Source organism: Paenibacillus phyllosphaerae (assembly GCF_014192105.1).
In the GTDB taxonomy this organism is placed as follows: Bacteria; Bacillota; Bacilli; order Paenibacillales; family Paenibacillaceae; genus Paenibacillus_Z; species Paenibacillus_Z phyllosphaerae.
In genome coordinates this window covers 74,065-99,381 of sequence record NZ_JACHXK010000015.1, presented here as the reverse complement: position 1 = coordinate 99,381, position 25,317 = coordinate 74,065, and the positions used below count along the sequence as shown (strand labels likewise).

The window sequence follows — 25,317 nt, the reverse complement described above, 5'->3', positions numbered from 1 at the left end:
ATGTATGTTTAATTCCCATTGACAAAGCAACCTAAGAATAATAGATTTCGCTCCCAAAAACAAGCGCGCTCCCTAGCCCGTACCTTTTCCATGACGGATTATGATAAGATGGAAGAAGCACTTTAATGCGGTTATCAGGAGATGAGAGAACATGAACAAAATCGGCTTTATCGGCCTTGGCGTCATGGGTGCGCCGATGGCTGCCAATTTGCTGCGCAAAGGCTATCTCGTGACGGTATACAACCGTTCGGCAGGCAAGTCGGACGAGCTGGCCGCGCTGGGCGCTGAAGTCGTCGCAACTGCTGCGGACGCGGTACGCGGCGCGGAAGTCGTCATCACGATGATCAGCAATGACGATGCCATACGCGAAGTCTACTACGGCGCAAGCGGCATTATCGACGCGCTGGCACCAGGCACGATCGTCATGGATAGCAGTACGATCTCCCCGTCGCTAGCGAGAACGCTCGCAACTGATATCGCGGCGAAGCACAGCGACTTCCTGGACGCTCCCGTTACCGGCAGCAAGCCGGCGGCCGAGAGCGGCACGCTCGTCTTCATGATCGGCGGCGAAGAACGCGTGCTCGAGCAGACGCGCGACGTTATCATGGCCATGGCCCGTAAAATCATCTACATGGGACCAAGCGGCAGCGGACAGACCGCCAAGCTCGCCCATAACACGATGGTCGGCATTCATGCAGCCGCATTCGCCGAAGGGCTTGCGATCGCATCCAATGGCGGCATTGAAGCGGCCTCGTTCCTGGAACTCGTACAAGCCGGAGCGGCCAACAGCCGGTTCGCGGAGCTGAAGACGCCGAAGCTGCTCGAGCGCGACTTTAGCGTACAGTTCTCCTTGTCCCTCATGCTGAAGGACCTGCGTCTATCCTCGGCGTTATCCGACAGCTTACGCACGCCGACACCGGTGCTCGAAGCCGTGAAGAGCGTGTTCCAGGTTGGCGAATCGATGGGCCTTGGCGATCTCGACATGGCTGCCCTCGTCAACTGCTATGAAGAGTGGACGCACAAACGGTTCAGCGACTATACGCCGCAAGCAAGCGAAGCTGCTATAGCAGCTGTAGAGCCAGCGGTCTCCGATTCGGAAGATGATAAGTCCGATCGCCGCAAGAGCGAGCGCCTATCCTTACATATCCCGCTTAAGCTGTCCGTCTATCAGTGGGAGCAGGAAGGTTCCTTCTCCGGTCAACTGATCGATGGCGTGCTCCTGGACATCTCCGGCCACGGCGTGCAAATTTCGAGCGATCAGCCGCTAGAGACGGATATGTTCATCGTCATCCACTTCCCGCAAGCTTCGCAGCTGCCTCCGGTCACCGGACGTATTATCCGGATCGAGACGAACGGCACTCAGTTCCGTTACGGCTGCCTGCTCGCCGGCCTGGCACCTTACCAGCGCCTGCAGCTTGAGGAGTATATCAAGCGCCAGAACGTGACCGCCGACTAATCGACCTTGCGCCACGCTTCTTAAAAAGGCTGTTTCTTGCATCGCCCGTATCGGACGATGTTTAAGAAGCAGCCTTTTTGCATACCTGATGTTATTCTTGGATGTAGGAGCAGCAATAGTCCGTCACTGCGGTAACTTGCAGTTTGAACTTCGCGTTAGCCGGCACGGTAAATTCGCCTTCGCCGGAGATTGTGATCCACTCGGAGTCGCCTGGCAGCAGCACTTTCAGCTCGCCTGCTTGAATCTCCATAATTTCCTTCGTGTCGGTGCCAAACTCATAATCGCCTGGCAGCATGATGCCGAGCGTTTTTTTCGTGCCGTCCGGGAAAACCACGGTGCGGCTTGTTACTTTACCATCAAAATAAATATTGGCTTTCTTAACAGCGGTAACATTCTCGAATTGGGACATGAGTTCGACAGCTCCTTCATCGTAAGTAAGCGATATAAGTAGTAATGCTTTATTCTTCTAAAGCTTTCCTGCATTCCTGCACGGAAGAATCCACTTTTTAAAAAGCGGGACTCGCGGCCGCCTATAGGCAGCGCTAGCCCCGCTTCTATCCTTAAGCCTTGCGGTTAGGCGATTATGCTTAACTACAGCAGTGCTTTTACTTTGCTGACCACGTTCTCGACCGTGAAGCCGTACTCTTCCATCACCTTGTTGCCTGGTGCGGAAGCGCCGAACGTGTTGATGCCAAGGATCGCGCCTTTGTCGCCAACATAACGCTCCCAGCCGAATGGCGAAGCCATCTCGACAGCCAGGCGAGCTTTAACGTTAGGCAGCAGGACCGAATCTTTGTAAGCTTGGTCTTGTGCTTCGAACAGATCCCAGCTTGGCATGCTGATAACGCGTACTTGGATGCCTTCAGCAGCAAGTGCTTGTTGAGCAGCAACGGCCAAGGAAACTTCGGAACCTGTCGCGATGATTTGCGCTTGTGCTTCGCCTTGTGCGTCGGACACGACATAAGCACCTTTCTTGATGCCTTCGCGTGCGTTCACGTTCGTGCCTTCAAGAATTGGCAGGTTCTGACGCGTCAGAACGAGCGCAACCGGTCTCGATTGGTTCTCCATCGCGAATGCCCATGCAGCGGATGTTTCGTTCGCATCGCCCGGACGAATAACCGTTACGTCAGGGATGATACGCAGCGATGCAAGCTGTTCGATCGGCTCGTGCGTAGGACCGTCTTCGCCGACAGCGATCGAGTCATGCGTCAGCACGTAAACAACCGGCTGCTTCATCAGCGCGGACAGACGAACCGCTGGACGCAGGTAGTCCGTGAATACGAAGAACGTTGCGCCGTAGATGCGCAGACCGCCATGCAGGCTGATACCGTTCATCGCTGCAGCCATACCGAATTCGCGAACGCCGAAGTAGATGTTGCGGCCTTCGTAGTTGCCTGCTTTATAGACTGGCAGACCCTTCAGGTGCGTCATTGTCGAGCTCTCAAGGTCAGCGGAACCGCCCACCAGGTTCAGGACGTTCTTCGCCAGACCGTTCAGCGCGTTACCGGATGCAACGCGAGTCGATACCGGTTTGTCTTCCGTTGTGTAGACCGGAAGATCGCGGTCCCAACCTTCTGGAAGTTGGCCGGCTACAGCTGCTTCGAATTGCGCAGCAAGCTCTGGATGAGCCGCTTTGTACGCTGCGAATTGCTCTTCCCAAGCTGCGTTTGCTTTCTCGCCGTTGGCTTTCACTTCTGCGAAGTGAGCGGCCACATCAGCTGGAACCGTGAATGCTTCTTCATGCTCCCAAGCGTAGAATTGCTTCGTCAGCTTCGTCTCTTCGACGCCGAGCGGGGATCCGTGAGGACCAGCGTGGCCGCCTTTGCCGCCTTTGTTCGGGCTGCCGTAGCCGATAACCGTCTTCACTTCGATCAGTGTTGGACGGTTCAGGTCCGCTTGCGCTTCAGCAACAGCTTTCGCGATCGCTTCGAAGTCGTTGCCGTCTTCTACGCGCAGCACTTGCCAGCCGTAAGCTTCGAAACGGCCTTGCACGTTCTCGGAGAACGAGAGGTTCGCTTCGCCGTCAAGCGTAATATCGTTGGAATCATACAGCACAACGAGCTTGCCCAGTTTCAGGTGAGCCGCGAGCGAAGCCGCTTCGCTTGCTACGCCTTCCATCAGGTCGCCGTCGCCGCAGATTGCATAAGTGAAGTGGTCGATAACGTTGAAGTTATCTTTGTTGTATGTAGCGCCGAGCTGTGTTTCAGCCATTGCCATACCGACTGCCATCGCCACGCCTTGGCCCAGTGGACCCGTCGTTGCGTCTACGCCCGCTGTGTGGCCGAACTCTGGGTGACCCGGAGTCTTGGAGCCCCATTGACGGAAGCGTTGCAGCTCTTCGATTGGAAGATCATAGCCAGTCAGGTGAAGCAGGGAGTACAACAGCATCGAGCCGTGGCCCGCGGACAGTACGAAACGGTCGCGGTTGATCCAGGATGGATTCGATGGGTTGTGTTTCATAGCTTTTGCAAACAGGTGATAGCCCATAGGTGCAGCACCCATCGGCATGCCCGGATGTCCGGAATTTGCTTTCTCAATGGCATCGATCGCGAGTGTGCGGATCGTATCGACCGAAAGCTGATCGATTGTCTTTTGTGAAACTGTCATGACAAAAAACTCCTCCTATTCCTTACGTCCGAAAATAATCTCTCTTCTCTATTGCGCTTTAGCGCACTGGCTTTGAAATATTGTACCATTACGTTAGCGGGTTTTCCATCTTTTCATGCTGTGCAGCGACTTAAAACAATCGGAACCTGTCTTTTGCAGTAGATTACTGTCGACGCCGCTTGCCAAACTTGAGTGGTTTCGCTACTCGCATACGATGTACAAGTTCGCCCCTCATGATACCATCTGCCCGGAAAAAGATGCATGAAGAGTTGATGAAGAGACGATGAAGCATTTATTAATTATTCACAATTATTAGGTAATGTTCGGCTAGAAGACGCGCTTAGACGCGCCGAAAAAAGGACGCTTGCTCGCCCCTTTAAGGGCAAACGCAAACGTCCTTCTTCATGTTATGCGGCAACTGTCCGTTTATGAAGCCGTTAGTTAAACACGACCGTCTTATTCTGGTGGACCAGAATACGGTCTTCGATATGCCATTTCACGCCGCGGGCAAGAACGACGCGTTCGATCGTGCGTCCAATCCGCTTCAGGTCATCCACGTTGTCGCGATGGCTGACGCGCTGTACGTCTTGCTCGATGATCGGGCCGCCGTCTAGCTCCTCGGTCACGTAATGCGCGGTCGCGCCTATGATTTTGACGCCGCGCTGGTAAGCCTGCGCATAAGGCTTGCCGCCCACGAATGCCGGCAAGAAGGAATGATGAATGTTAATAATCCGGTTCGGGAATTGCTCGATGAACTTCGGTGTAATGATCTGCATGTAGCGGGCCAATACGATCAGATCCGCTTTGCCGGATACCGCCTCAAGCTGCTTGCGCTCCGCCTCTGCCTTCGTATCCGCCGTTACCGGAATATGAATGTACGGAATGCCGAACGATTCGACCAACTCGCGCATGTCCGGATGGTTGCTGATGACCATCGCGATCTCGGCATCCAGGTCGCCTGCCTGCCACTGCCATAGCAACTCGAGCAGACAGTGATCCTCTTTCGAGACGAAGATCGCCAGGCGCTTGCGGCGCGCCGCGCGGAAAATATTCCATTTCATATCGAAGCGATCCGCCACGCGTGCAAAATCTTCCTGCAGGATCGGCAGTTCTTTCTCCAGATCCTTCAAGTCGAACTCGAAGCGGATGAAGAACATGCCGCCTCCCGGGTCCATCGAATACTGATCGGATTGTACGATATTCGCGCCGTGCTGATATAGAAATTCGGATACAGCGGCCACGATGCCCGGACGATCCGGGCACGAGATTAGCATTCTTGCGCGGTTCTGCTTCTCTGGGCGCTGCGATGGCTGTTGATACGTGTTTTGCATAAACCAAAGTCTTCCTTCCGTAACGATTGAATCGTGTAATAGGTATTAAGCGTTCACGAGCAGCGATTTGCCGGCAAACCAAGCCGTAATCCGGTGGTTGATTGCCTCCTCCGACAGCTCGGGAAGAACGCGATGTTCCTGGACCAAATCAAACAGCCTGTCCATCGGCTCGCGCGGATCGGCTTTCTTGGCCTTGGCATCGGTCTTCAGTAAATCCCATGTCGCTAACACGAAGACGCGGGGATCGATTTCCTGTTTGCTGAAGAAATGGTGCAGGCGCTCGACGTCCGCGAAGAACTCGTCGCCGAAACGGTCGCTTGCCGCGCCGCGAAGCAGCGCGATCTCGGCTTCGTACATCGGACGAAGCGTTTTGTCGTTCGTGCCGATCCATGGCGTCTCGAGGATGAATGGACGGCCCTGAAGCGCTTCGTGGTGCACGATATTCTTGATCGCGTTGAAGCCGATCCAGCCTGCGCCAACCGGAGCATGGCGGTCTTTGCCCGCGCCGCGCGGGTTCTTGCTGTCGTTGACGTGAACAACGGCAACCCGGTTCAAACCGACGATGCGGTCGAACTGCTCGAGCACGCCGTCGATATCGTCGATCAGATCATAACCGGCATCGTGCATATGGCAAGTGTCCATGCAAACGGTCAGACGTTCATTATCGCGGACTTTCTCAATAATTCCGGCAATTTCCTCGAAACTGCGGCCGATTTCCGTCCCTTTGCCGGCCATGGTCTCGAGCGCGATGTTCACGTCCGTTTCCTTGGTGCCTTCCAGCACGATGTTCAGCCCTTCCGCGATGCGCGCAATGCCGTATTCGGCATCCTTGTCCGTATACGCGCCAGGGTGCAGCACGATATTCTTCACGCCGATCTTCGCCGTGCGGCGAATCTCTTCTTGCAGGAAGTTCACGGCCAAATCGAACGTATCTTCCTTATAAGAGCCGAGGTTGATAATGTACGGCGCGTGAACGACGATCTCGTCGATGCCCGCTTCCGCCATTGCCGCCCTGCCCTCTTCGATATAGAGACCCTCGATAGGTTTGCGCCGCGTGTTCTGCGGTGCGCCCGTATAAATCATGAACGAGTTGGAGCCGTAGGAGACGGCTTCCTTAGTTGCGGTCAACAGACCTTTATCTGAGAACGATACGTGAGAACCGATCTTAAGCAATGTTAATTCGCCCCTTTCCTATTCCACAGCATGTCCCAAACAACCGATCCGCATCCTTAGCGGCTACCGGTTGCAGGTTCCTGACAACCGACCCACGCATCCCCGTGGCTACCGGTTGCAGGTTCCTGACAACCGACCCACACATCCTCGTGGCTACCGGTTGCAGGTTCCTGACAACCGACCCACACATCCTCGTGGCTACCGGTTGCAGGTTGTTCATCCTATTTTACAAGGAACACCGAAATAAATCTAGGGATAGGCGGAAGTGCGGAACCCTGCTATGCGGCGGTGAAATCGGTTGCGGAAGGAATTGGCGGTGGCTTATAATGTTAGCAGCAAGGTGAACCGAATGACGTCGTTTTTAAGCTTCATCGTCTAATATTTCTATTGATTACCTACGCTCGGATCTCGGGCGGGGATATCCTTATATGAGGTGAACAACAAGCATGGGCAGTGCACCGGACTGGTTTATGTATTTTATCGTTTTCTGGGCGTTCGTCATGATCGGGTTTATGGCGATCGGCGGATATTTCATGTTCCGCAAGTTTCTGAAGGTTCTTCCGAAGCGTGACGGCAAGTCCAAGCTGGATTGGCAGAACTATTGGGTGGAGACCAGCCGGCATATGTGGCCGGAGGATTCCAAGCAGTTTCTCGATGATCTGGTGCAGCCTGTTCCCGGCCCATTCCGCGACATCGCCAAACATTCCATCGCGGCCAGCATCGGACAAGTTGCCGTGGAGAGCGGTGCCAATACCGTTACCCGCGACCACTGCATCGAAGGTTACATCAAGGCTACGCCGAAGCGCGACTACCGAAGTCTGATCACTTTCCTGGACAAGCTTGGCGTCGATTATTCCCCTTACAAGCATCTTTTTAATAAGTAACCTTGCCAGAACCGTCCGATAGGGCGGTTCTTTTTTTTGTGCGCTGAACTTTGGCCTAAATTGCTCCGGGGTTGTACTATTCCAAAATCGGGTAAACATAGGATAGGTACATCAAGGAGTGTGAAACCGATGAAGTCTACTAAACCGCAAACCCGCAAAGCTTCCCTATTCGCATTACTGTGCCTGTCCGCCCTGGTCGCCGGATGTGGTGCCAAAGAAGAACTTGACGCCCCTACCATCAGCCAAAACGTCGCAGCCTCTGTCTATGCATCCGATCGCGGAGCAGCCGCTTCTAGCATCGATGTTCCGATTCAGACGCGCGCCGTCTCTGCCGCCGCTGCCAGTTCGGAGAATGGCGACCCTTCCAACCGTTCGATTGTACGAACAACGCTGCCGGCAGCGCCCATTAATGAAGAACAAGAAAAGGCAACTGCCTCAGCCGATGCCGTAACGCCTTCGAATATAGAAAATCCAGCGGCATCTCAATCTCAAACAACCCGTTCAGCGGAAGCCGAGACCAAGCCTGCTGCTGCGCCTAAAGCGACAAGCACGGTTAAACAAGCCCCTTCTCAGAAAGCAGCCCAAAATCAGCAGACGAAATCGGCTGCTCAGGCGGCAGTACCGGCAGCTGACCCAACCCCGGTAAAGCCGGGCGAGCTCAAAGGCAGCGGTCTCTATATCGGAAGAATCGATACGCATTCGATCGAGATTCAAACTTCTTCCGGCGCTCTCGTGATTCAGTACGATGAAGAATCTTCGCAGCTGCTCGATAAAATCACGGAGCATGACAACGGCACTCCGGTTGATTTTACCTATACGCAGAAGGAAGTGACGGTGGAGGGCGAGAAGTATATCGAACGCTGGCTTACCAGCATTAAGGAACGATAGGCTTCACGCTTGGAAGGAGCACATGTATGAAAATTGCGGTAACGGGCGGCACCGGCTTTGTCGGCCGAGCACTGGTGGATGCTTTGGCTTCGCGCGGCGACGAGGTCTGGATCATTTCGCGCTCAGTCAAGCAAGCACCGTCCCCATCAAACGTGCATATTGTCACTTGGAATGAACTGAAGCAGAAGCCGCAGCGGTTGGAGGGTGTGGAGACGATCGTGAATCTCGCCGGCGAGTCGATCAATCAGCGTTGGTCGGCGGCTGCCAAGGAACGAATTCTCCGCTCGCGAGTCGATGCAGCTTCGCAAATCGCTGCACTTGTCGGCGCCTTGAAGCACAAACCTGCCGCTGTCGTCAACGCCTCAGGCATATCCATCTATGGAGCATCGGACACGGCTGTCTTCGATGAGACAAGCCCCGCTCATCTTACCGATTATCTCGGCGAAGTTACGGAACAATGGGAAGCGGCTGCCGATCGTATTCCCGTGGAACGCCTGGTGAAGGTTCGTGTCAGCCTCGTCCTCGGAACTAAAGGCGGCGCCTTCCCGTTGATGGCATTGCCTTATCGGATATTCGCCGGTGGCAGAGTCGGAAGCGGCAGCCAGTGGATGTCGTGGATCCATATCGAAGATATGACACGCTTGCTCCTATTTTGTATCGATCATCCGGAGATTAAGGGAGCTGTAAATGCAAGCGCTCCGAATCCGGTGACGAACGATCAATTCGGCAGAGCGGTAAGCCACGCGATGGGCAGACCGCATTGGTTCCCCGTACCGGCTGTCCTTCTCAAAACGGTGCTCGGCGAAATGTCCACCTTGCTGCTCGAAGGGCAACAAGTAATTCCAAGCAAGCTGCTCGGCAGCGGCTTCGATTTCCGCTACCCAACGATCGAAGCTGCGATGAACGAATTGGTTGGTCAACGACGCTAGGCCGGTATACGGAGCTAGCCCGTAATCCTTAGCAAATGAAATAGACTGCCATTTGTCTGGACGGTCTATTTCGTGTGCCTTCGGGGAGAAACCATCGCGTCTACCCCGTCCGAAGCACATACTTCGGCCCCTTTTCGCCCGCAAGCTGAACGACATCGCCATCGTTTAGCGCATAGCTTTTGTACGGGATCATGGCCTGCCCGTTAAGCGTGCTGCCATTGCGCGAGCCGACATCTTTGGCCGTCCACATATCATCGGCCTTCTGAATCTCCAAGTGAGTTCGGGAGATGCCTGGCGACGGATCGGTGTAATCGACGCCCTCCGTAGCACGCCCGATCATTACGCTGCCGCCAACCTCAATCTTACTGGATTGACCATCGGACTCCCGCATCAGCCAACGCTTCGCTACCACTGCTTGCTCCTCCTCGGTGCCGCCGCCTAGCCATACGGTAGCCTCATTATTAGAAATCATCTGCGTCATTGGCTGTTTATCGTCGGAGTAGACCGGTGCTGCCGCTGGCAGAAGAACTTGCTCGGCGCGCTCAACTCTTCCTTGCGGGAATGCGGCCGGCATGCCGGCAGAGTGCTGTAACACCGGAGCGGATGGGAACGTTGGCGCTGCGCTGACCATCCGGTCTTGATCTGCAGGCACAGACCAATCCATCGATTCCGGCTCTTCCGACGAAGCCCCGTAACGCTTCTTCCAGAAGAACATCGCCGCAGCCGCTAGTACAAGCGTAAGGCCGGCTGACAGAAGCATGCTTCTGTTCGTCCCGCTCGGCATATATAGGAACCGCCAGATGACCGCGGCTCCGATCACGAACCCCGCGCCGAAGATCCAACGCATTCTCGCCTTCTCCTCGTAAAGCGCCTCTTCTTCCTCTTCCGTCAGAATCGACGGTGCCGGCAGATCATCCTCAATATTGGACCGGGTATCCTTTAGCGCCAATGGAGCTACATGAACATGGGCAGTGTCCCTGGTTTCCCGTGATGGCGGTTCCAGAGTAAACCTCGGTTGACCGGCATTTCCTGTGTTTATATGTCTTGGCTCGGGAACGACGTCGGCAGCAAGCCTTCTCTCACTTTCAACTTCAGATGATACCTCCGCAGATTCCTTAGACGTCGCCCCACGCTCAACCGGAGGATGTACCGACTCGCCGATCAGTTGCAACAACACCTGCCGCAGCGTACGCCATGACATTTGATCGTCGCGCAAATATTGGAATACTCGCTTCATCCCCTCGCCATCCGGCTTCGAGACGCTCCCGAGCCATTTGACCGCCAGACTAAGCAAAGCATCGGAAACCTTGTTCATGCCATGATGGGCCGCCCCATTCGCGATCGGTACATAGCAGAGCGAGACATGCTCTAAGCGTTCCCCAACGAATATCGCATGCTCGTCGAGAAGGAAGCCTTCCGGTCTCAGCATATAATCTTTGCAATCATCCAACGTCTCCACGACGATAAGGAGCAGCGTGTAAAAATCGCGCATCGAGCAGGAACGCGTCTGTAGCCAATGCGTCAGCAGCTTACGGCCGGATAGCGGGTATCGGAATGTGATCATTCCGTCCCGGTCGGTCCAGTCCACATGGAGCAGGTGGGGCATCCTCAGATTCCCCTGCAGCATGCAGACCTCCACCTCATCCAGCTCGGATCGGGCAATCCCCGATGGCCGGTAGATGACCATCTCATGTTCATGATTCATCTCAAAATCAATGCGCAGCGCCTCGGCTGTCATTTCTCTTACCTCCTTATGAACGCCTAATGGCCCGTTATCGCTATGCCTTACGCTTCCTTCAAGCGAGGTACCACGCCGTCAGCGCGCCTGGCAATGCAGCCAACATGAATGGGAACTTCATCGTCTTGGCTGTGCTTAAGTGCATCAGCTGCCGTGCTCGATCCGGCATCCCGGAGCTGACCAGAATGGCAATTCCGTTCAGCACTCGCCGCCCGAAGGGCCGCAAGGCCAGGACGAGTATGACGCCAACCGCGCCTGCGTACAAAATGGCATACATAAGCGTCTGCAGCACGAGCAGCGGACCAACCCAGGCACCTAACGCGGCAAACAGCTTCACGTCGCCAGCGCCAATGCCTTTGAGCAAATAAAGCAGCATTAATGGAAGAAAGCCAGCGCCTGCACCGGTTAGAGCGGCAGTTGCACCGGATAATCCGCCCATGACCACATGATAGAGCAGGCCTGCTGCCAATGCCGGCAAGGTAAGCCAATTCGGAATTCTCATGCTCCTCACGTCGCTGATGAAAGCTGCCATCAACAGAAGCGCAGCGCCCAAGTTCGTTACCGCCAAACTCATGTCATTCTCTCCTCACTCGTTCTTGTCCGAATCTGCCTTCTGGACGACAAAATGCCGCGCGATGCTCGTCCCGTCTGAAGCTGTAAGAACAAGCTCCCAGACCCCAGGCGTCGTATTGCCTGAAACAAGCCAGGACCATTCCACGAGGCCATCCGCTCCCACCACTGCATCGCCGAGATGTTTGGCTTTGCTCGTGCCGCTCTTATATTGAACCGTGAGCGATACGGTGCTTCCAGGAGCAGTGCGTGCCGTCAAATGCGCTTGCCGTCCCGGGCGAAGCGGATCGGGCTCCAATGCTACAACCTGAAGCAGCGTGTTGGCTTCCGATCCGTCTGCTCCCCCTCTTGCTGCAGGAGTAGAATCGGCGAGCCATACGCGTTCCGTTGCCCGCTCCTTAAGAATTATGGATTGCTTCGTAAAAGGCAGGCCGAGAGGGAACACATAGTCCAATTCGACGGTCAGATATGCGTCTGAACCTCCTGCAAGATCAGGCAGGGACACGCCGCTGATCGATAGCCGCTCTGGATCAATGACGCCTTCATCGATCGTCTGACGCAGGAGCGGGTCCAGAACGGCTGAACCGATCGAGCTCGCAGCGGCATTCCCCGCTCCGGCCCAATCGCCTTGCAATACTGCAGCGAGCAGCGGACCTGCAGGGGCTGGCAGCGATTGCTCCAACACATCCGCGGCGAACTGGACAGCAGGATTGGAACCTGCTGAAGAAGTCGGCAGCAAGGATCCCGCCTGCTCTACGGCAAGCTGTGCCGGATACATTCCCGCTGCCGCTTGCCTGACCACCTGCGAAGCTGCGCCATGAACGGCCATTTGAACCATCGACAGCCGAATAAGGCATACGAACAGAATGATCGCCATCATGACGATCGGCATAATAAGCGATGCCTCAAGCGCGATGCTGCCGGACTCCCCCTTACGGCGGCGGTCAGCTGTAGGACATCCCGATCGTTTTGCTAGCTTCATAACGATTGCCGGCCACCTTTCCGCCCAACAAGCCAAGCTTGGTAAAGCTGTTCATGACCCCGGGCAGGAACCACAGATTAACTGTTGCATTCAGCTCGCCTGTCACGCCTGTCGTCATATTGGCCAGCGTCAGCCCCGTATTCTGCTCGATCATTGCAATGGTACGAGCCAGCTGCTCCTCCTTGTCGTGATGCATCAGCATAAATAATCTCAGGTAATCCCGGTACGTGACCTCGACCGGAATGTATTTGGAAAGCGGTGCCGAACCGGTGCGCGTAAAAGACAGCAAATCCTCCATCGTTTTCTCGAGCCCATACACTATCGCCGAAGCCAGCACGAGCAGCGGATGCCCTAACGATTTGCTGACCATCAGTCCCTCCATCGTGCGAATCGCCAGCCGCATCGCGAACAATTCGCCGAACGCGGCCGCAATATTGCCTGTCGGATTATGAAATCCATAGAGGATATACTCCGTCTCCTGATTGTTTAAGCTCATGGCATGCCCAAGTTCCCCAGGATCGGCGTTCATGAAGACCGCTCCCAGCTTCTGCGGCTCAAAGGTCGAGAAGCGGTTAATGACGTACTCATTGAGATAGACCGAATCCCGTGCACCATCGAGCAGATCCGCCATGCCCGTAAAAATCGAGCTCGCGTTCTCCATCGATTGAACGGCTTGCTCTTGGGGATCACCGGCCTGCAGCGCCGCCTCCGCTGCGGCCTGTGTTACCTCATTGAATGCCAGGTTGTTCTCGTAGCGATTCTTCACCTGATCGAAAACTTCCTGATGCTCATCTACCTGCGGGATCGTCGTGATCCCATGCAGCAGCTGGCGGATCTCGCCTAGTTTGGACTCGGCCTTCGCCTCCTGCTTCTTGCGCTCCTTATCCGCGGCTTGCCGCTGCTGCAGCTCCTGTGCGCGCGTCATAATGGCCGAACCCAACAAGCCGTATCGCTGCACGTATTGCTCATACGCCAACCGGAGCTGCGCCGCATTCTCTGTCAGCAGCGCCAAACTCCCGCTGGATGACAGCGCGATATTCATCGTGGACTGGAAACCCGCCGCCTCGGAATCGAAAGAGGCATAGGTGACCGTCTGCTCGGAAATTTCGCGCTTGTAGGACGCGAACCACTCGGCGCCGAGCAGCAATTGATCCGCTGACTGCCCCACTTCCTGCATGCCGGACACGTCCGCCTGCGAAGCCGAGGAGCTGGCCGCGCCAGGCACATTCGCTTTTGCCAACCGATCGTAGCCTGTTCCTGAATTCGTCTGCTCGCTCTGCTCTATAACCTGCTTCATCTGCTCATTCAGCCGATCGGCCTCGGCCAGTTCCTCGAGCGCCTTACGCTCCAGCTCCTGATGGCGCCGCAGCACCAGCGTGCTCTTATTGGCCAAATCGCTCGCCAGCGTCCGGGCATCCCTCCTGTAGCTCGCAATATGCGCCGCGAATGAAGGAGACTCGGGGTCCGTACGCTGCGACTCTGCTTGGACCCAAGCTCGATAGGTAGAATACTTCGCGACGATCTTCGCCACCGTATCGCCCGTGACCGCATGCTGAAGCTCATACGGGATAAACTCCGCAGGCTCTTCGGCCGCCTCGGCAGCTACCTTCTGCAGCTCCAATACGTTCTGCAGATGCAGCTCCCGCTTGTCATACAGCTTGCGAACCTGTTCGAGCATCTTGATCTGGGTCTGCGCTTCCTGGAGCGTCGAAGCCGCAGGTACGAAACGGGAGGCGATCTCCAAGGTAAAATCAATCGGCGCTTTGTATTTCATGTCCTCGAGAACTTGCCGTTCCATAATATCGTGCCGTCCCAGCGTCTCGTAGCTATTGATGTGCGAGGATTCGTAACGAACGTTCAACACCTGGAAAGCCTCATCGGAAGCTTCGCTCCAATTGCGCCGAGCCGCTTCGGCAAAAATATCGTTACGGTCGGTACCTCCGGCCCCGAACAGGCCGTAGCGCTTATACAGCATCCCGTCATAGGCGGACAGCGCGGAGCGTATTCCCGATTTGGCGGCAAGTTCGGTCTGCTTCTGGAAGGCGGCGATACGGGCATAATCGATCAACACGCTCATCACTAGGAAGATCGCCGATGTAGCGATAATGAGGTAAATGGACACCGAGCCATCTTCACTAAGCAGACTGCCGATCAACCGTCGCTTATGTATGGTTGGTTGGAATGTATCCCGCTTCAAGCTAATTCCTCCTGCCTACCTGCCGGTTCTTCTACTTCGCGGCTGCCGTCTTCTGCGTCAGCACTTCAGCCGCATTCGCCCGCTGAACGGACGCATCCGCGCGGTTGCTCCATTTGGCTGCGTAGTATCTGACCAGATCAACGGTGCGCATCAGTTCCGTCGGCTCCACGATCACTGCCCGGCTCTGCGTGCGCACCGAATCGAAACCGAAAGCTTCCAACAGCGGAACCGACAGTTCCTCCTCGAAGCCGGCACTCACCGTACGCAGGAGCGCCCGGTTGCGGTATGCCGCTTCGCCTTCATAAACGTCTGGCAAATGTGCCGTACCGTTCTTCAGCTTCTGCTCAGGCAGCGATTCCGTTTCCTCTTCTTCTTGCGACGGCGTCTCCGAAGCTCCGATCATAACGACCGTCTCAGCTCCATCGCCGCTGCCGCCAAGTTGGAATAATGATTGCAGCGCACTATCGTCGCCGACCCGCCAGTACAGACCGTCGTATTCGCCAACCGGGGCGATCCCGCTGCCGGGGTCCCGATGGCTGTTGCTCCATGCGAACGCCGTTCGTTCCGCCGACGTTGAAGCGACATAGTAAGCGGCAGCTTGTTGATAGACGTACATGCCGAACATCAGCATGGCGATGACCACCGTGAAGATGACCGGATACACCATCGACGATTCAAGCGAGAACTGCCCCGCTTCCTCGCGTCCCCAATCCTTCCACCAGCTGCGAATGCGTACGGCCAACTTCCTCATTTGTCGAAGATCTGATCGGCCTGTTCATCGGCTTTCCCCATCAAATTCTCGAGCAGCGCAATGATCCAATCCTTGAACAACAGCGCGATAATAATAACGACCGCGATGATCAGAATAATTTCCAACGTACCGAGACCGTCCTCTTCCTTCCATAATGCGCCAGCCTTCTTCTTCATCAACGTCAACATTGCCATACACTCCTTCATTGAATTGGGATAGATGCTGCCTTACAGGCCCATTAAGAGCACCGCAGGCGAAGCTACGAGAATCATTAATAGAACAAAAATACCGACAAGCGGGAACACCAGCTTCGAGGAAGCTTCCTCCCCGCGCGAACGAGCTACCGATTTGCGCTTCTCCCACAGGCTGTAGCTGAGCTCCTTGAGCGACAGCACCAGCTTGTCGCCGCCCCTGCGGTAATTGAGCAGCAGCGTCGTCGTGAACAGCGATACCTCTTGAACGGCGCATCTTCTGCTGAAACCTTCGATCGCGACCGAAAAAGACTCCCCGTTGCGGATCGCGTCGCATGTCTTCGCCAGCTCTTCCTGCAACGGGTTCGCACGATCCTCCGGCGGGCGTACCGCGCAGCGCATAAGCGCTCCCTGCACGGTCTCTCCGGCACCAAGCAGCAGCATCAGCTTGCTCAGCAACTCAGGCAGCGCGAGCAGCATATCTTGCTTGCGCGTTGCCGCTTTGCTGGCCGCATCCCGCCATTTGGCGAGCGGAAGGACGACGGCCAAGACGAAACCGATGAGCATGAAAGCCGATTCTTGTCCGGCTACGCTGAGCCAAGCGCCTCCGCAAGCGGCTGCATAACCATAACCGACGGCCGCGGCTACGTAGAGCTTCGAATCCTCAACGGTCCACTTCACCCCATGCAGCGACGTTAATTGGCCATGCAGACCGCTCAGCTGCGATTGAATCCGGTCGAACAAACCGTACTTCTCGAGCACATAGCGGGAAGGCAGCGTCATGAGCTGCTTGGCGAGCTCGCCTTTGCCCTTGCGGCCGGCCGCCTTACCTATCTGCACAGATTTGGCCTTTATGACAGCTCCAGACCATAGAACGGTCAACGCAAGGGCAATCCCCGTTTCCCACAAGACACACTACCTCCTCATCAGTCTTGTAAATGAAGACCTACACCTGGATCCGCATAATTCGCGCCATTAACCAATAGCAGAGCGCAAGGAGGATCAAAGCCCCAGTCAGGATCACGTAACCGATGCCGCTGTACAGCGGCTCCATATAATCCGGTGCCGCATAGCTGAGGAAGGCCATGAACACGAACGGCACCGCCATCATGATCCTTCCTTCAAAACGCTTCTGCGCCACCATGACCGCAATCTCCTGCTGAACATCCAGCTTCTCCCCAATGGTCTGGGATGTCCGCCGGATCACCTCGACCAAGTCTCCGCCGGTTCGCTTGCAGATGACGAACACGTCGACGAATTGAGAGATATCCTCGATCGCCGCTCGCTCCGCAAAATCGACCAGAATGTGCTCCAGCGGCTCTCCATAAGCCAATCGGGCATGGATGATCTCGAATTCCACCCGAATCTCTGCGGCAGGGTCAGGGTAAAGCAGCTGCAAATCGTCCCGGGCCGCAAGGAACGCATTCTCTACGGATCGTCCTGCCGCAAGCGAGGCGGTAAGCGAGTAGAGCGCTTCTTTGAATTGCAGCGTCAGCCGCGTCCGCTTGCTCTGCAGCAAGGCGTCACGGTAGCGACGCGGAGCTATTAATCCTGCTACCGCAGCAAGTACCGCCATAGCAAATGAATGATAGAAGAGATAAGCGGCCATCGCTATGAGCATCCCACCTACTGCTGCAGCCCGTATGAATTGGGCAGGGATGAGAGTCAAACTCGTGTATACGGGCAACTCGGCCTGCTTATCACGGATGACGGGTCCTGGCCATCCTAGCCAAGTCAGCAGCTCGGGAAGCTTTTGTTGCCGCTGCTTCATGCCAGCTCACCCGCCATTCCGGCCATGGCAAGCTTCCATGTGCGCTGCAGCCGATTACCGGTTTCCTTCAGCCCCCCGATCACCCGCCCTTCCCGCTCTCCCTCTTCTTCGAATTGATAGAGGCGAGACAGACGCACTTCACCGTCCTGAATCCCCGTAATCTCGCATATCTCGGTCACGCGGCGGCTGCGGTCACGCAACCGGGACAGATGGACCACAATATCGATGGCAGAGCTGATCTGGCTGCGGATAACCGGTACCGGCAGCTCTGCCCCGCTGAGCACCATCGTCTCGAGGCGAGCCATCATATCGCGGGCGCTGTTGGCGTGACCGGTACTGAGCGATCCATCATGCCCCGTATTCATGGCCTGCAGCATATCGATAGATTCGCCGCCTCGCACCTCTCCGACAACAATCCGATTCGGCCGCATCCGCAGCGAAGCCCGAATCAGCTCGCGCATCGGGATTTCCCCGCGCCCTTCGGTATTGGCATTGCGCGTCTCTAGCGACACCAAATTCGGAACAGCGCGAATCTGCAGCTCCGCGGAATCTTCAATCGTGACGATCCGCTCATCGGACGGGATGAACGCCGACAGCGCGTTAAGGAACGTCGTTTTCCCCGATCCGGTGCCTCCGCTTATAAAAATGTTGTATTTGGCCCTCACGAGTCGGCTTAGAAAATCGGCTGCCTCCTTCGTGATCGCCCCTAATTCGATCAGCTTGTCCATCGCGAGCGGCTGATCCGGAAACTTCCGAATCGTCATCGTTGGTCCCTTCAGCGCAACCGGCGGGAGCACGATATGGACACGTGAACCGTCTTTCAACCGCGCATCGACGATCGGCGACGACTCGTTGACCACCCGATTGACCCCGGCGACCACGCTCTGGATCAGATCCTCCAGCTTCTCCCGGCTTTCGAATGCGATCGGCTCTCTCGCCATCCGCCCATAGCGCTCGACGAAGATTTCGTCGTAATCGTTGATCATAATCTCCGTGACCGTCTTGTCATCCATGAGCGGCTGAAGCATATCGAGGCCGCGGAACGCATGGAACAGCCGACGGACGAGCAGCAGCTTCTCGGCAGCGGTATAGGGATGGCTTCTGCACCATTCGAATACCCGTTCTTCGATCAGTGCCCTGAACTCCCGGTCGCTCATCGCATGCTCCAGATCAAGCCGCGCGCGTATGTCCGACTTAAGAGCCTGTATGGTTGCTTCCAGCAGGAACACCTCCTTTGCCGAGCACCTGCAGACGATCCAGAATGCGGTCCACGGCGCTGCGGTAGAACGCATTGCCGCCATGCTCCGCTTCTTCGGCTTCCGGGTAAGGCAGCGTCCCTTCCAGACGCATGCCAGACTCGCTGTCCGCTTTCGTAAGCGGCGAGCGCGAAATGGCAATCACCCGGAACTTCGCCAAGAAGGCGTCATAATACTCGCTCCACCGCTGCTTCACATATTGAAGCGCAAGCTTGTTCTTCATCTGAGCTGCGGGATGATCAGCTGCCAGCCACAGCATCAGATCGGCTTGATGGAGGACTCCCGCCATTACATCGTCGATCCGATTGTCCGTGTCGATGACGATCAAGTCGTAAAGTCCGCACTCCGCTATAACGGCAATTAGCCGCTCGGTTAATTCCGTAGACATGGACAGCCGTTCCATCGCATGGGGGCTCGGGGGAAGATAGTCCATCTTCAGCCCCGCGTGCCGCCGTTTCAATTCCGCGAGTTTCTGTCCCGCCCGTTCAGGCTCCGCCTGAATCGTATACAACAGCTGAGACAGCTGATCCCCGGCCTCTTCCCCTCTGAACCAGGCGGCCGACCCATTCCATTGCTCCAGATTCAAGTAGAAAACATTCGCGCCTCGCGTTCCCGCCTGCTGCCCCAATCGAAGCGACAGCGTCGTGCGGCCGATTCCCGAAGCCGCGCTGCCGACTGCGGCAATGACCGTCCTTCTGCCTCCTCGCATCTCTGCAGGCAATGGCGCTTCGGTTCCGGACGCATAAACCGCGGTCAGCGCCTGCAGCAAGGACGGCAACGGCTGGAACTGAGTAACCTCCTGTCGGCTCATCGGCTGTCCGGCTCTGGAGATCAAGATAGCAAGCGGCGCTGAGCCAGCCGCTTCGCGTATCTCGCTTGCCATAGAGGAATGGACGGCAAGCAAATCCGCCGGATAGCCCGATTTCAAATACTGACGCAGCGAATTCACATTCGTAAAAGCGGTAAGCTGCCATTGCTCTCCATACGTTGAACGGCGGATATAGTCGGCTAACCGGTCCAGATAGGCGGTCTCCTTCACGGCTACCAGCAGCTGCAATTTTTTCATGATGGGACAACTCCTTCCTAGCTAACGGACGAATGAAAGACAAACAAAAAAAGCACCATAAACTACGCGAGAATGCGTAATTTACGGTGCTTCCGTAAGCAAAAATCGAACCGATATGAATGGCGGGAATAATTTGTACACAATTTACCATGGACATGTCGAACAAGTCAACCAGAATTTTCAAGTTCCATTGTCGTCTGCACGCGGAAATAAAACAGTTGCTAAATTAAATAAAGTTTATTACACTTGCGTAAGTAGAGATACATTAGTTATCAACTTCGATGTCTAGTCCTTATATGATTCATAAACCAAAGGAGCGATTCCAATGAGCGAATCCACTGCAACTACACAAGCTTTGACAGCAGAAGAAGTTATGAAAGCCCGTCAATCCGTCCGCTATTACAAGCGCGACGTTGTCATTCCAGACGAAACATTGAACGAAATCTTGACGCTGGCAGCGGCTGCGCCTTCTAGCTGGAACCTGCAGCAATGGCGTTTCGTCGTCGTCAAAGAACAAGCGAACAAAGACCGCTTACTGCCGATCGCTTATGGTCAAAAACAAGTGTCCGACGCGTCCGTCGTCGTCATCGTGCTTGGCGACCTGGAAGCGAACAAAACAGGCCACGAAATTTATGACGCTGCCGTTGCAGGCGGTTATGTATCCCAAGAAGTACGCGATAACCTCGTCGGTCAAATCGACGGCGCGTATAGCCATGCAAACGTTGCGCGCGATGAGGCGAACAAGAATGCAGGTCTGGCTTCGATGCAGCTCATGCTGGCTGCCAAAGCTAAAGGCTACGACACCGTTCCTATGGGCGGATTCGACAGCGCAGCACTCGTGAAAGAATTGAACGTTCCAGACCGTTACTTCCCGGTCATGATGATTCCGATCGGCGTAGCGGATCAGCCTGCGCGTCCATCCGGCCGTCTGCCATTGGATCAACTGGTCATCAACGAATCGTTCTAATCGATCTTAGCCGCTTTAACTTTAAGCCGTCTCTTACCCGAGGCGGCTTTTTTGCTTGCTATCTTATCCAGCCGCCCTGCCTCATGGCTTGCGTAACAGACCAAGAAGGCCGGCACACGGAGCGCCGACCTTCTCTTTTGCGTATGCGTTGCACCGCTTATTAATGGAATGCCACGTTATCGGACGCAGCCACTTGCGGAGTCGGGAACAGATAAAGCGCAGCCTGTTCGTCGAAAAATAAACCGATCTCGCGTTCAGCGCTCTCCGGCGAATCCGAGCCATGCACCACATTGCTGGCCACATCCATCGCGAAATCTCCGCGTATCGTCCCGGGTACGGCTTCAACCGGGTTCGTCTTGCCGATCACCGATCGCGCATTCGCTACGGCATGTTCGCCTTCGAGAATCATGGCGCATACTTCGCCGGAAGTCAGATAATCCACAAGCTCGCCGAAGAAAGGCTTCTCCTTGAGTTCGGCGTAATGACGCTCTGCCAGCGAGCGGTCGATATGCATCAGCTTGATCGCGGCCAGCCTGAACCCTTTTTGCTCGAACCTGTTCAGAATGCTGCCGGTCAACCCGCGTCTGACACCATCAGGTTTAATCATCACAAACGTGCGATCCATCTTGCGGTCATCCCCTTTCGATGAAACGGATTGAAGGTTGCTTCGAGCGTCTAGACAGTCAATCGACCGTGTATACGCTCCGTCCTAACCATTTTTCCATTTATCGCCACGGTTCATTCACATGGCCAGGGGAAACTTTCCAGAATTCCGCACATAACACGGTTTTACTTTTCCGTCATTGCCAAGAATGCTTCGACATCCTGTGACGTCAACGAGACCGCCCCGCGCCAGAACTCCGGCTCATCCAGGCGTACGCCAAGATGTTTAAGCGCCAGTTCCTCCACCGTCATGATGCCGGTATCCCGCAGCAAGGCCACATAACGATCGGCGAACGACGGACCTTCTTTCTTCGCGATCGCGTACAGACCGCAGCTGAACAGATAGCCGAACGTGTACGGATAGTTGTAGAACGGCACTTCGGTGATGTAAAAATGCAGCTTCGCCGCCCAGAAATGCGGATGCAGCTTGCCGAGCGCGCCGCTGAACGCTTCCTCCTGCGCCTCTTGCATCAGCTGGTTCAGTTCTTCTACGGTTACCATGCCGCTGCGGCGTTTCTCGTAGAAGCGCGTCTCGAACAGGAAACGGGCATGAATGTTCATGAAGAAGGCCGTCGAGCGCTGGATTTTGTCCTCGAGCATCGCCAGCTTCTCGTCCTCGTCCTTCGCCGCTTCGAGCGTCGCATCCGCAAGAATGAGCTCCGCAAACGTAGAAGCAGTCTCCGCCACGTTCATCGCATATTCTTGGGCAAGCGGCTTCAGGTCGTTCATGACGTGCTGGTGATAGGCGTGGCCCAGTTCATGCGCCAGCGTCGAGATATTGCTTGCCGTGCCGGAATAGGTCATGAAGATTCGGGTCTGCTCGCTGATCGGCAAGGACGTGCAGAATCCGCCCGGACGTTTGCCTGGACGATCCTCGGCTTCAATCCAGCCGTCGCGGAACGCCATTTCGGAGAAATCGGCTAGATCGGAGCTGAACTTGCGGAAAGAATCGAGAATAAGAGCCGCGCCTTCATCGTATGGAACCGTACGGGAAGCCGATCCGATCGGCGCATCCACGTCATGCCAATCCATCTTGTCGATGCCGAGCAGCTGGGCTTTGCGGTCCAAATAACGGACCAGATCCGCCTTGCCTTCATTCACGGCCGACCACATGGCATTCAGCGTCGCCTCGCTCATCCGGTTAATGGACAGCGGTTCCTTCAGTACGTCTTGCCAGCCGCGCTTCTCATACAGCTTCAGGCGGAAGCCCGACAACCGGTTCAACGCCTCGGCGCACAGCTCGGCCTGTTCGCCCCATACGCGCTCCCAATGGTCGAACCCTTCTTCGCGAACCGCGCGGTCGCCGTCGCTCAGCTTGTTGGCCATTTGACCTACGGAGAGCGTCTTGGCTTCGCCGTTCTTGTCCGTCGTATGGAATTGAGTGCGGGACACGATCGTATTATAGAACTCGCCCCAGCCATGGTAGCCGTCCACCGCCAGCTCGCCGGCGAGCGCCTCGAGCGCGGGAGCCAGCTTCTCCTTGGCATTGCTGCGGCGTTCTTGGAGAACGAAGGCAACCGGAGCGATATCCTCTTGCTTCAGCCAGCCGGACCATGTTTCCTCTGCGACTAGGGTGAGCTGCTCGTCGTACGACGTTAAGGCCGTATTGAATTTGGCGGAGATCGTTCTGACGCGGTCGTTCAGGCCGGCAGCCGCCGTATCCTTCATATTTTCGGCAAGCAGGCAGCCGACGAAAGCATCCGTCTGGCGCAGACGGATCAAGATGGACTGCACGAGCCCGGTCCATGCCGTGAGCTGCTCCGTCCCTGCGGATTGCTGCCCGCCTTTAACCGCCGCAAGCTCACTTGCGAGCGCGTCGATATCACGCTCCATGCCTTCCAGCTCAGCCTTAAACTCGGCCGAGTTCGAACCTCCTGCATAAATGACGTCAAGATTCCAAGTTTGCGGGTAGGACATCGTAATGCCTCCTTAAAAGTCAAATTTGTGAAGCACTTACATCCTTCACAACGTAAGTAAGTATGTACGTTGCATCGTCTCATGCATTGCGCATGCCACCGATGCGGTGTATAACTGAATTATACTGAAACGGGGAACCCTTTTTCCATCGTTATCATTGCCGACATGACCTATCGCTACAACCGGAAGTGACGGCAGTCCAAAGGAGCCTGAAGAACCTCATGTCCAGACCATTGCAAATTTCGCCCGAGACGGCGCTGCGCTTGTCCAAAGAATTGAACGTGCCGCTGGAGCACCTGATGCATATGCCCAAACATATCCTGATGCAGAAGCTCGCCGAGCTTGCCGCCAAATCCGCTTCCGATGAGGCCAAGAAAGAAGAGGATCCGTCTTGATCCCCTTCGAGCGGGCATGGCCCTACGATATTCAGATGAAGGACATCTACGTCCATTCCTGCCCTTTTTGCGGACAAGACAATGTGCTGCTGCCGCTTCGCCCGAGCGAACTGAAGGATATTCGTACGGGGAAGAAGCGCCTGCTCGTATTCCCTTGCTGCCACGGCCGCGTCACGGTCCTCGATGCCGATGAGGATTATTTGCTCACCGACACTCGGCTTCGCAAATAGCACTCATGTCTCAATGTCCACCACGTTGCTCGCTAACAAACATTGCCCAACGCTTCCCTGCAAGCCAAGTTCATTCATTCCGCTTCGTTCGGGGTAAAATGAGACAAGCCTGCTGTAAGCAAGATCTGAGGTGATCCCTATGCTACGCTTAGGACGGATCAGCATGGCGGCCGTATTACTCGGCGGATTACTCGCATTCGGTTCTCCGTCCGCGGACGCGAACGTCATCGACAGGTTCAAAGATATTTATAATGCGCCGGAGAAGCTCGACGAGCTGCAAAGCGAATTCGCCAAGGCGCAAGCCGCGCTGGATAAGGCGGAGGAGCAAGCGCAGGAATATGCACAGAAGCAGCTTGAGCTTGCCGAGCAGAATGAAGCCTACCGTCAGCAGAACGAAGCGCTTCTTCAGCAGAATCAAGAGCTTTTGCAGCGGCTGGATCAGCTCCAGAACGACCAGTCGGAGCGTACTCGCTTCTACCGCAAAATCGCGGCCTCCGTACTTGTCTTCGCCGGCATGGGGCTGCTCTATATCATCTCCGTACGTGTGTGGCGTTATCTGGCATGGCGCAGGCACCATCGTAACGCCGCGGACGGTGAAGGACAATGATGAAGGTGACCGCACCGGCCGCCGTCGGCCACGCGAAGATCGAGCTTGAGTCAAGCGATGCCATTCATGTCCTCCATCCGAGGTCTATTATCGCCTTTCAGGGCGCGCCTATGCTTCGGGAAGACAAATTTATGGACCTCGCCGGGATGTACCGCAAGCGCAAATGGATCCGCTCCCGCATTCAAGGCCCGTCCCAGTTCATTCTCGGGCTGCCGGCAGGCTGTACGCTGGAATCGATTCCGATTCCCGAAGGCGGCGATCTTCTGTTCGATTTCAAGCATGTGCTGTTCTATACCGAGGGCATGCAGATGAAGAGCCGGATACAGAAGATCAAGACGGCCTGGATCACGCATGAGTGGGTTCGGATGCGTTTCAGCGGACCTGGCGAGCTCGGCATTCTCGTCACCGGCGACTTGGCAGTCCTGCAGCTGGATCCCGAGCAGCCGCTCTATATTGAGAAGAGCTCGCTTGTCGCCTACCCTGAGCAGGCGAACGTCAAATTGTCCGTCTACGGCAACCAGCTGGCGAGTCAACACATGCATGTGCAATGGGAAATTACCGGCAAAGGCCCCGTGCTGATCCAGACCGGCTCCCGTGATCCGCAATTGGAGGACCAGCTGCAAGGCGACGGCGTGATCAAACGCATTCTTCGCGAATTACTACCGTTCGGCAGCATTTATATTAAATAACCCATATCCGTTCCGTCGTTCACTCGAGCAGACGCCAAAAAGACCGTCCCCGTACCGTG

General features: G+C 55.7%; 25 protein-coding genes. 9 read left to right on the top strand and 16 right to left on the bottom strand.

The window, feature by feature from the left end; genetic code table 11:
• Window positions 1-151 precede the first annotated feature (151 nt).
• Complete coding sequence (locus FHS18_RS24630; RefSeq protein ID WP_183603041.1) at window positions 152-1,456, top strand: NAD(P)-binding domain-containing protein; 1,305 nt, start codon at window positions 152-154, stop codon at window positions 1,454-1,456.
• Window positions 1,457-1,547: 91 nt separating this feature from the next.
• On the opposite strand, the gene ppnP is transcribed toward FHS18_RS24630, so the two are convergent.
• The 4 genes from ppnP to FHS18_RS24610 all read right to left on the bottom strand — a co-directional run bounded on the left by ppnP (window position 1,548) and on the right by FHS18_RS24610 (window position 6,567).
• Window positions 1,548-1,865, bottom strand: a complete 318-nt coding sequence (gene ppnP / locus FHS18_RS24625; protein ID WP_183603040.1) for a pyrimidine/purine nucleoside phosphorylase — start codon at window positions 1,863-1,865, stop codon at window positions 1,548-1,550.
• Between the two features lie 182 nt (window positions 1,866-2,047).
• Complete coding sequence (tkt, locus tag FHS18_RS24620) at window positions 2,048-4,063, bottom strand: transketolase (RefSeq protein WP_183603039.1); 2,016 nt, start codon at window positions 4,061-4,063, stop codon at window positions 2,048-2,050.
• A 437-nt stretch (window positions 4,064-4,500) separates the two neighbouring features.
• Complete coding sequence (purU, locus tag FHS18_RS24615; RefSeq protein WP_183603038.1) at window positions 4,501-5,394, bottom strand: formyltetrahydrofolate deformylase; 894 nt, start codon at window positions 5,392-5,394, stop codon at window positions 4,501-4,503.
• Between the two features lie 45 nt (window positions 5,395-5,439).
• Window positions 5,440-6,567: a deoxyribonuclease IV gene (locus tag FHS18_RS24610; RefSeq protein ID WP_183603037.1), complete on the bottom strand. Its 1,128-nt coding sequence runs from the start codon at window positions 6,565-6,567 to the stop codon at window positions 5,440-5,442.
• A 446-nt stretch (window positions 6,568-7,013) separates the two neighbouring features.
• On the opposite strand from FHS18_RS24610, the gene FHS18_RS24605 reads away from it, so the two are divergent.
• From FHS18_RS24605 to FHS18_RS24595, 3 genes are all read left to right on the top strand, one after another.
• Entirely contained in the window at window positions 7,014-7,451 is a 438-nt protein-coding gene (locus tag FHS18_RS24605; RefSeq protein WP_183603036.1) for a DUF2621 domain-containing protein, read from the top strand.
• Window positions 7,452-7,580: 129 nt separating this feature from the next.
• The gene (locus FHS18_RS24600; protein WP_183603035.1) at window positions 7,581-8,339 is read left to right on the top strand and encodes a hypothetical protein; all 759 of its coding nucleotides are present in this window, start codon (window positions 7,581-7,583) and stop codon (window positions 8,337-8,339) included.
• Between the two features lie 26 nt (window positions 8,340-8,365).
• Entirely contained in the window at window positions 8,366-9,268 is a 903-nt protein-coding gene (locus FHS18_RS24595) for a TIGR01777 family oxidoreductase (RefSeq protein WP_183603034.1), read from the top strand.
• A 100-nt stretch (window positions 9,269-9,368) separates the two neighbouring features.
• On the opposite strand, the gene FHS18_RS24590 is transcribed toward FHS18_RS24595, so the two are convergent.
• Genes FHS18_RS24590 through FHS18_RS24545 form a run of 10 tightly spaced genes read right to left on the bottom strand, consistent with a single transcriptional unit; the run spans window position 9,369 to window position 19,790 of the window.
• Window positions 9,369-11,006, bottom strand: a complete 1,638-nt coding sequence (locus FHS18_RS24590) for a DUF6382 domain-containing protein (protein ID WP_183603033.1) — start codon at window positions 11,004-11,006, stop codon at window positions 9,369-9,371.
• A gap of 58 nt (window positions 11,007-11,064) precedes the next feature.
• Window positions 11,065-11,580 carry an A24 family peptidase gene (locus tag FHS18_RS24585; RefSeq protein ID WP_183603032.1) on the bottom strand — a complete coding sequence of 172 codons (516 nt, stop codon included), beginning with the start codon at window positions 11,578-11,580 and terminating at the stop codon, window positions 11,065-11,067.
• Between the two features lie 12 nt (window positions 11,581-11,592).
• Window positions 11,593-12,558: a TadE/TadG family type IV pilus assembly protein gene (locus FHS18_RS24580; protein WP_183603031.1), complete on the bottom strand. Its 966-nt coding sequence runs from the start codon at window positions 12,556-12,558 to the stop codon at window positions 11,593-11,595.
• A complete protein-coding gene (locus tag FHS18_RS24575) occupies window positions 12,521-14,755 on the bottom strand; it encodes a hypothetical protein (RefSeq protein ID WP_183603030.1) in 2,235 nt (744 codons plus the stop codon). Before FHS18_RS24575 ends, FHS18_RS24580 begins: the two co-directional genes overlap by 38 nt.
• A 31-nt stretch (window positions 14,756-14,786) precedes the next feature.
• The gene (locus tag FHS18_RS24570) at window positions 14,787-15,497 is read right to left on the bottom strand and encodes a pilus assembly protein (RefSeq protein ID WP_183603029.1); all 711 of its coding nucleotides are present in this window, start codon (window positions 15,495-15,497) and stop codon (window positions 14,787-14,789) included.
• 5 nt (window positions 15,498-15,502) lie between these two features.
• Window positions 15,503-15,694, bottom strand: a complete 192-nt coding sequence (locus tag FHS18_RS24565) for a Flp1 family type IVb pilin (RefSeq protein WP_183603028.1) — start codon at window positions 15,692-15,694, stop codon at window positions 15,503-15,505.
• Between the two features lie 39 nt (window positions 15,695-15,733).
• Complete coding sequence (locus FHS18_RS24560) at window positions 15,734-16,606, bottom strand: type II secretion system F family protein (protein WP_183603027.1); 873 nt, start codon at window positions 16,604-16,606, stop codon at window positions 15,734-15,736.
• A gap of 37 nt (window positions 16,607-16,643) precedes the next feature.
• Window positions 16,644-17,468 (bottom strand): type II secretion system F family protein, encoded by an 825-nt coding sequence (locus FHS18_RS24555; protein ID WP_183603026.1) that lies wholly within the window; start codon window positions 17,466-17,468, stop codon window positions 16,644-16,646.
• On the bottom strand, window positions 17,465-18,760 hold the full coding sequence (locus tag FHS18_RS24550; protein ID WP_183603025.1) for a TadA family conjugal transfer-associated ATPase: 1,296 nt from the start codon (window positions 18,758-18,760) through the stop codon (window positions 17,465-17,467). Before FHS18_RS24550 ends, FHS18_RS24555 begins: the two co-directional genes overlap by 4 nt.
• Window positions 18,663-19,790: a P-loop NTPase family protein gene (locus FHS18_RS24545; protein WP_183603024.1), complete on the bottom strand. Its 1,128-nt coding sequence runs from the start codon at window positions 19,788-19,790 to the stop codon at window positions 18,663-18,665. Before FHS18_RS24545 ends, FHS18_RS24550 begins: the two co-directional genes overlap by 98 nt.
• 325 nt (window positions 19,791-20,115) lie before the next feature.
• On the opposite strand from FHS18_RS24545, the gene FHS18_RS24540 reads away from it, so the two are divergent.
• A complete protein-coding gene (locus FHS18_RS24540) occupies window positions 20,116-20,757 on the top strand; it encodes a nitroreductase family protein (RefSeq protein WP_183603023.1) in 642 nt (213 codons plus the stop codon).
• A 160-nt stretch (window positions 20,758-20,917) separates the two neighbouring features.
• Here FHS18_RS24540 and ndk read toward each other — a convergent pair whose 3' ends face one another.
• Together ndk and FHS18_RS24530 are read right to left on the bottom strand one after the other, a co-directional pair.
• Window positions 20,918-21,382, bottom strand: coding sequence for a nucleoside-diphosphate kinase (ndk, locus tag FHS18_RS24535; protein WP_183603022.1), 465 nt, complete (start codon window positions 21,380-21,382; stop codon window positions 20,918-20,920).
• Between the two features lie 164 nt (window positions 21,383-21,546).
• On the bottom strand, window positions 21,547-23,337 hold the full coding sequence (locus FHS18_RS24530; RefSeq protein WP_183603021.1) for a M3 family oligoendopeptidase: 1,791 nt from the start codon (window positions 23,335-23,337) through the stop codon (window positions 21,547-21,549).
• A 221-nt stretch (window positions 23,338-23,558) separates the two neighbouring features.
• Between FHS18_RS24530 and FHS18_RS24525 the strand changes: the two genes are divergently transcribed.
• The 4 genes from FHS18_RS24525 (at window position 23,559) to FHS18_RS24510 (ending at window position 25,258) form a co-directional block, all read left to right on the top strand.
• Window positions 23,559-23,732 carry a YycC family protein gene (locus tag FHS18_RS24525; protein WP_183603020.1) on the top strand — a complete coding sequence of 58 codons (174 nt, stop codon included), beginning with the start codon at window positions 23,559-23,561 and terminating at the stop codon, window positions 23,730-23,732.
• The gene (locus FHS18_RS24520) at window positions 23,729-23,962 is read left to right on the top strand and encodes a hypothetical protein (RefSeq protein WP_183603019.1); all 234 of its coding nucleotides are present in this window, start codon (window positions 23,729-23,731) and stop codon (window positions 23,960-23,962) included. The genes FHS18_RS24525 and FHS18_RS24520 overlap by 4 nt, the downstream gene beginning before the upstream one ends.
• 163 nt (window positions 23,963-24,125) lie before the next feature.
• Window positions 24,126-24,569, top strand: coding sequence for a hypothetical protein (locus tag FHS18_RS24515; protein WP_183603018.1), 444 nt, complete (start codon window positions 24,126-24,128; stop codon window positions 24,567-24,569).
• A complete protein-coding gene (locus FHS18_RS24510) occupies window positions 24,566-25,258 on the top strand; it encodes an AIM24 family protein (RefSeq protein ID WP_246427883.1) in 693 nt (230 codons plus the stop codon). The genes FHS18_RS24515 and FHS18_RS24510 overlap by 4 nt, the downstream gene beginning before the upstream one ends.
• Window positions 25,259-25,317: the final 59 nt, after the last annotated feature.

Bases quoted from the DNA above. Each gene is read 5' to 3' on its own strand.
- FHS18_RS24630 (WP_183603041.1), top strand. From the start codon at position 152: ATGAACAAAATCGGCTTTATCGGCCTTGGCGTCATGGGTGCGCCGATG.
- ppnP (WP_183603040.1), bottom strand. From the start codon at position 1,865: ATGTCCCAATTCGAGAATGTTACCGCTGTTAAGAAAGCCAATATTTAT.
- tkt (WP_183603039.1), bottom strand. From the start codon at position 4,063: ATGACAGTTTCACAAAAGACAATCGATCAGCTTTCGGTCGATACGATC.
- purU (WP_183603038.1), bottom strand. From the start codon at position 5,394: ATGCAAAACACGTATCAACAGCCATCGCAGCGCCCAGAGAAGCAGAAC.
- FHS18_RS24605 (WP_183603036.1), top strand. From the start codon at position 7,014: ATGGGCAGTGCACCGGACTGGTTTATGTATTTTATCGTTTTCTGGGCG.
- FHS18_RS24600 (WP_183603035.1), top strand. From the start codon at position 7,581: ATGAAGTCTACTAAACCGCAAACCCGCAAAGCTTCCCTATTCGCATTA.
- FHS18_RS24595 (WP_183603034.1), top strand. From the start codon at position 8,366: ATGAAAATTGCGGTAACGGGCGGCACCGGCTTTGTCGGCCGAGCACTG.
- FHS18_RS24590 (WP_183603033.1), bottom strand. From the start codon at position 11,006: ATGACAGCCGAGGCGCTGCGCATTGATTTTGAGATGAATCATGAACAT.
- FHS18_RS24585 (WP_183603032.1), bottom strand. From the start codon at position 11,580: ATGAGTTTGGCGGTAACGAACTTGGGCGCTGCGCTTCTGTTGATGGCA.
- FHS18_RS24580 (WP_183603031.1), bottom strand. From the start codon at position 12,558: ATGAAGCTAGCAAAACGATCGGGATGTCCTACAGCTGACCGCCGCCGT.
- FHS18_RS24565 (WP_183603028.1), bottom strand. From the start codon at position 15,694: ATGTTGACGTTGATGAAGAAGAAGGCTGGCGCATTATGGAAGGAAGAG.
- FHS18_RS24555 (WP_183603026.1), bottom strand. From the start codon at position 17,468: ATGAAGCAGCGGCAACAAAAGCTTCCCGAGCTGCTGACTTGGCTAGGA.
- FHS18_RS24550 (WP_183603025.1), bottom strand. From the start codon at position 18,760: ATGCGTTCTACCGCAGCGCCGTGGACCGCATTCTGGATCGTCTGCAGG.
- FHS18_RS24545 (WP_183603024.1), bottom strand. From the start codon at position 19,790: ATGAAAAAATTGCAGCTGCTGGTAGCCGTGAAGGAGACCGCCTATCTG.
- FHS18_RS24540 (WP_183603023.1), top strand. From the start codon at position 20,116: ATGAGCGAATCCACTGCAACTACACAAGCTTTGACAGCAGAAGAAGTT.
- ndk (WP_183603022.1), bottom strand. From the start codon at position 21,382: ATGGATCGCACGTTTGTGATGATTAAACCTGATGGTGTCAGACGCGGG.
- FHS18_RS24530 (WP_183603021.1), bottom strand. From the start codon at position 23,337: ATGTCCTACCCGCAAACTTGGAATCTTGACGTCATTTATGCAGGAGGT.
- FHS18_RS24525 (WP_183603020.1), top strand. From the start codon at position 23,559: ATGTCCAGACCATTGCAAATTTCGCCCGAGACGGCGCTGCGCTTGTCC.
- FHS18_RS24515 (WP_183603018.1), top strand. From the start codon at position 24,126: ATGGCGGCCGTATTACTCGGCGGATTACTCGCATTCGGTTCTCCGTCC.
- FHS18_RS24510 (WP_246427883.1), top strand. From the start codon at position 24,566: ATGATGAAGGTGACCGCACCGGCCGCCGTCGGCCACGCGAAGATCGAG.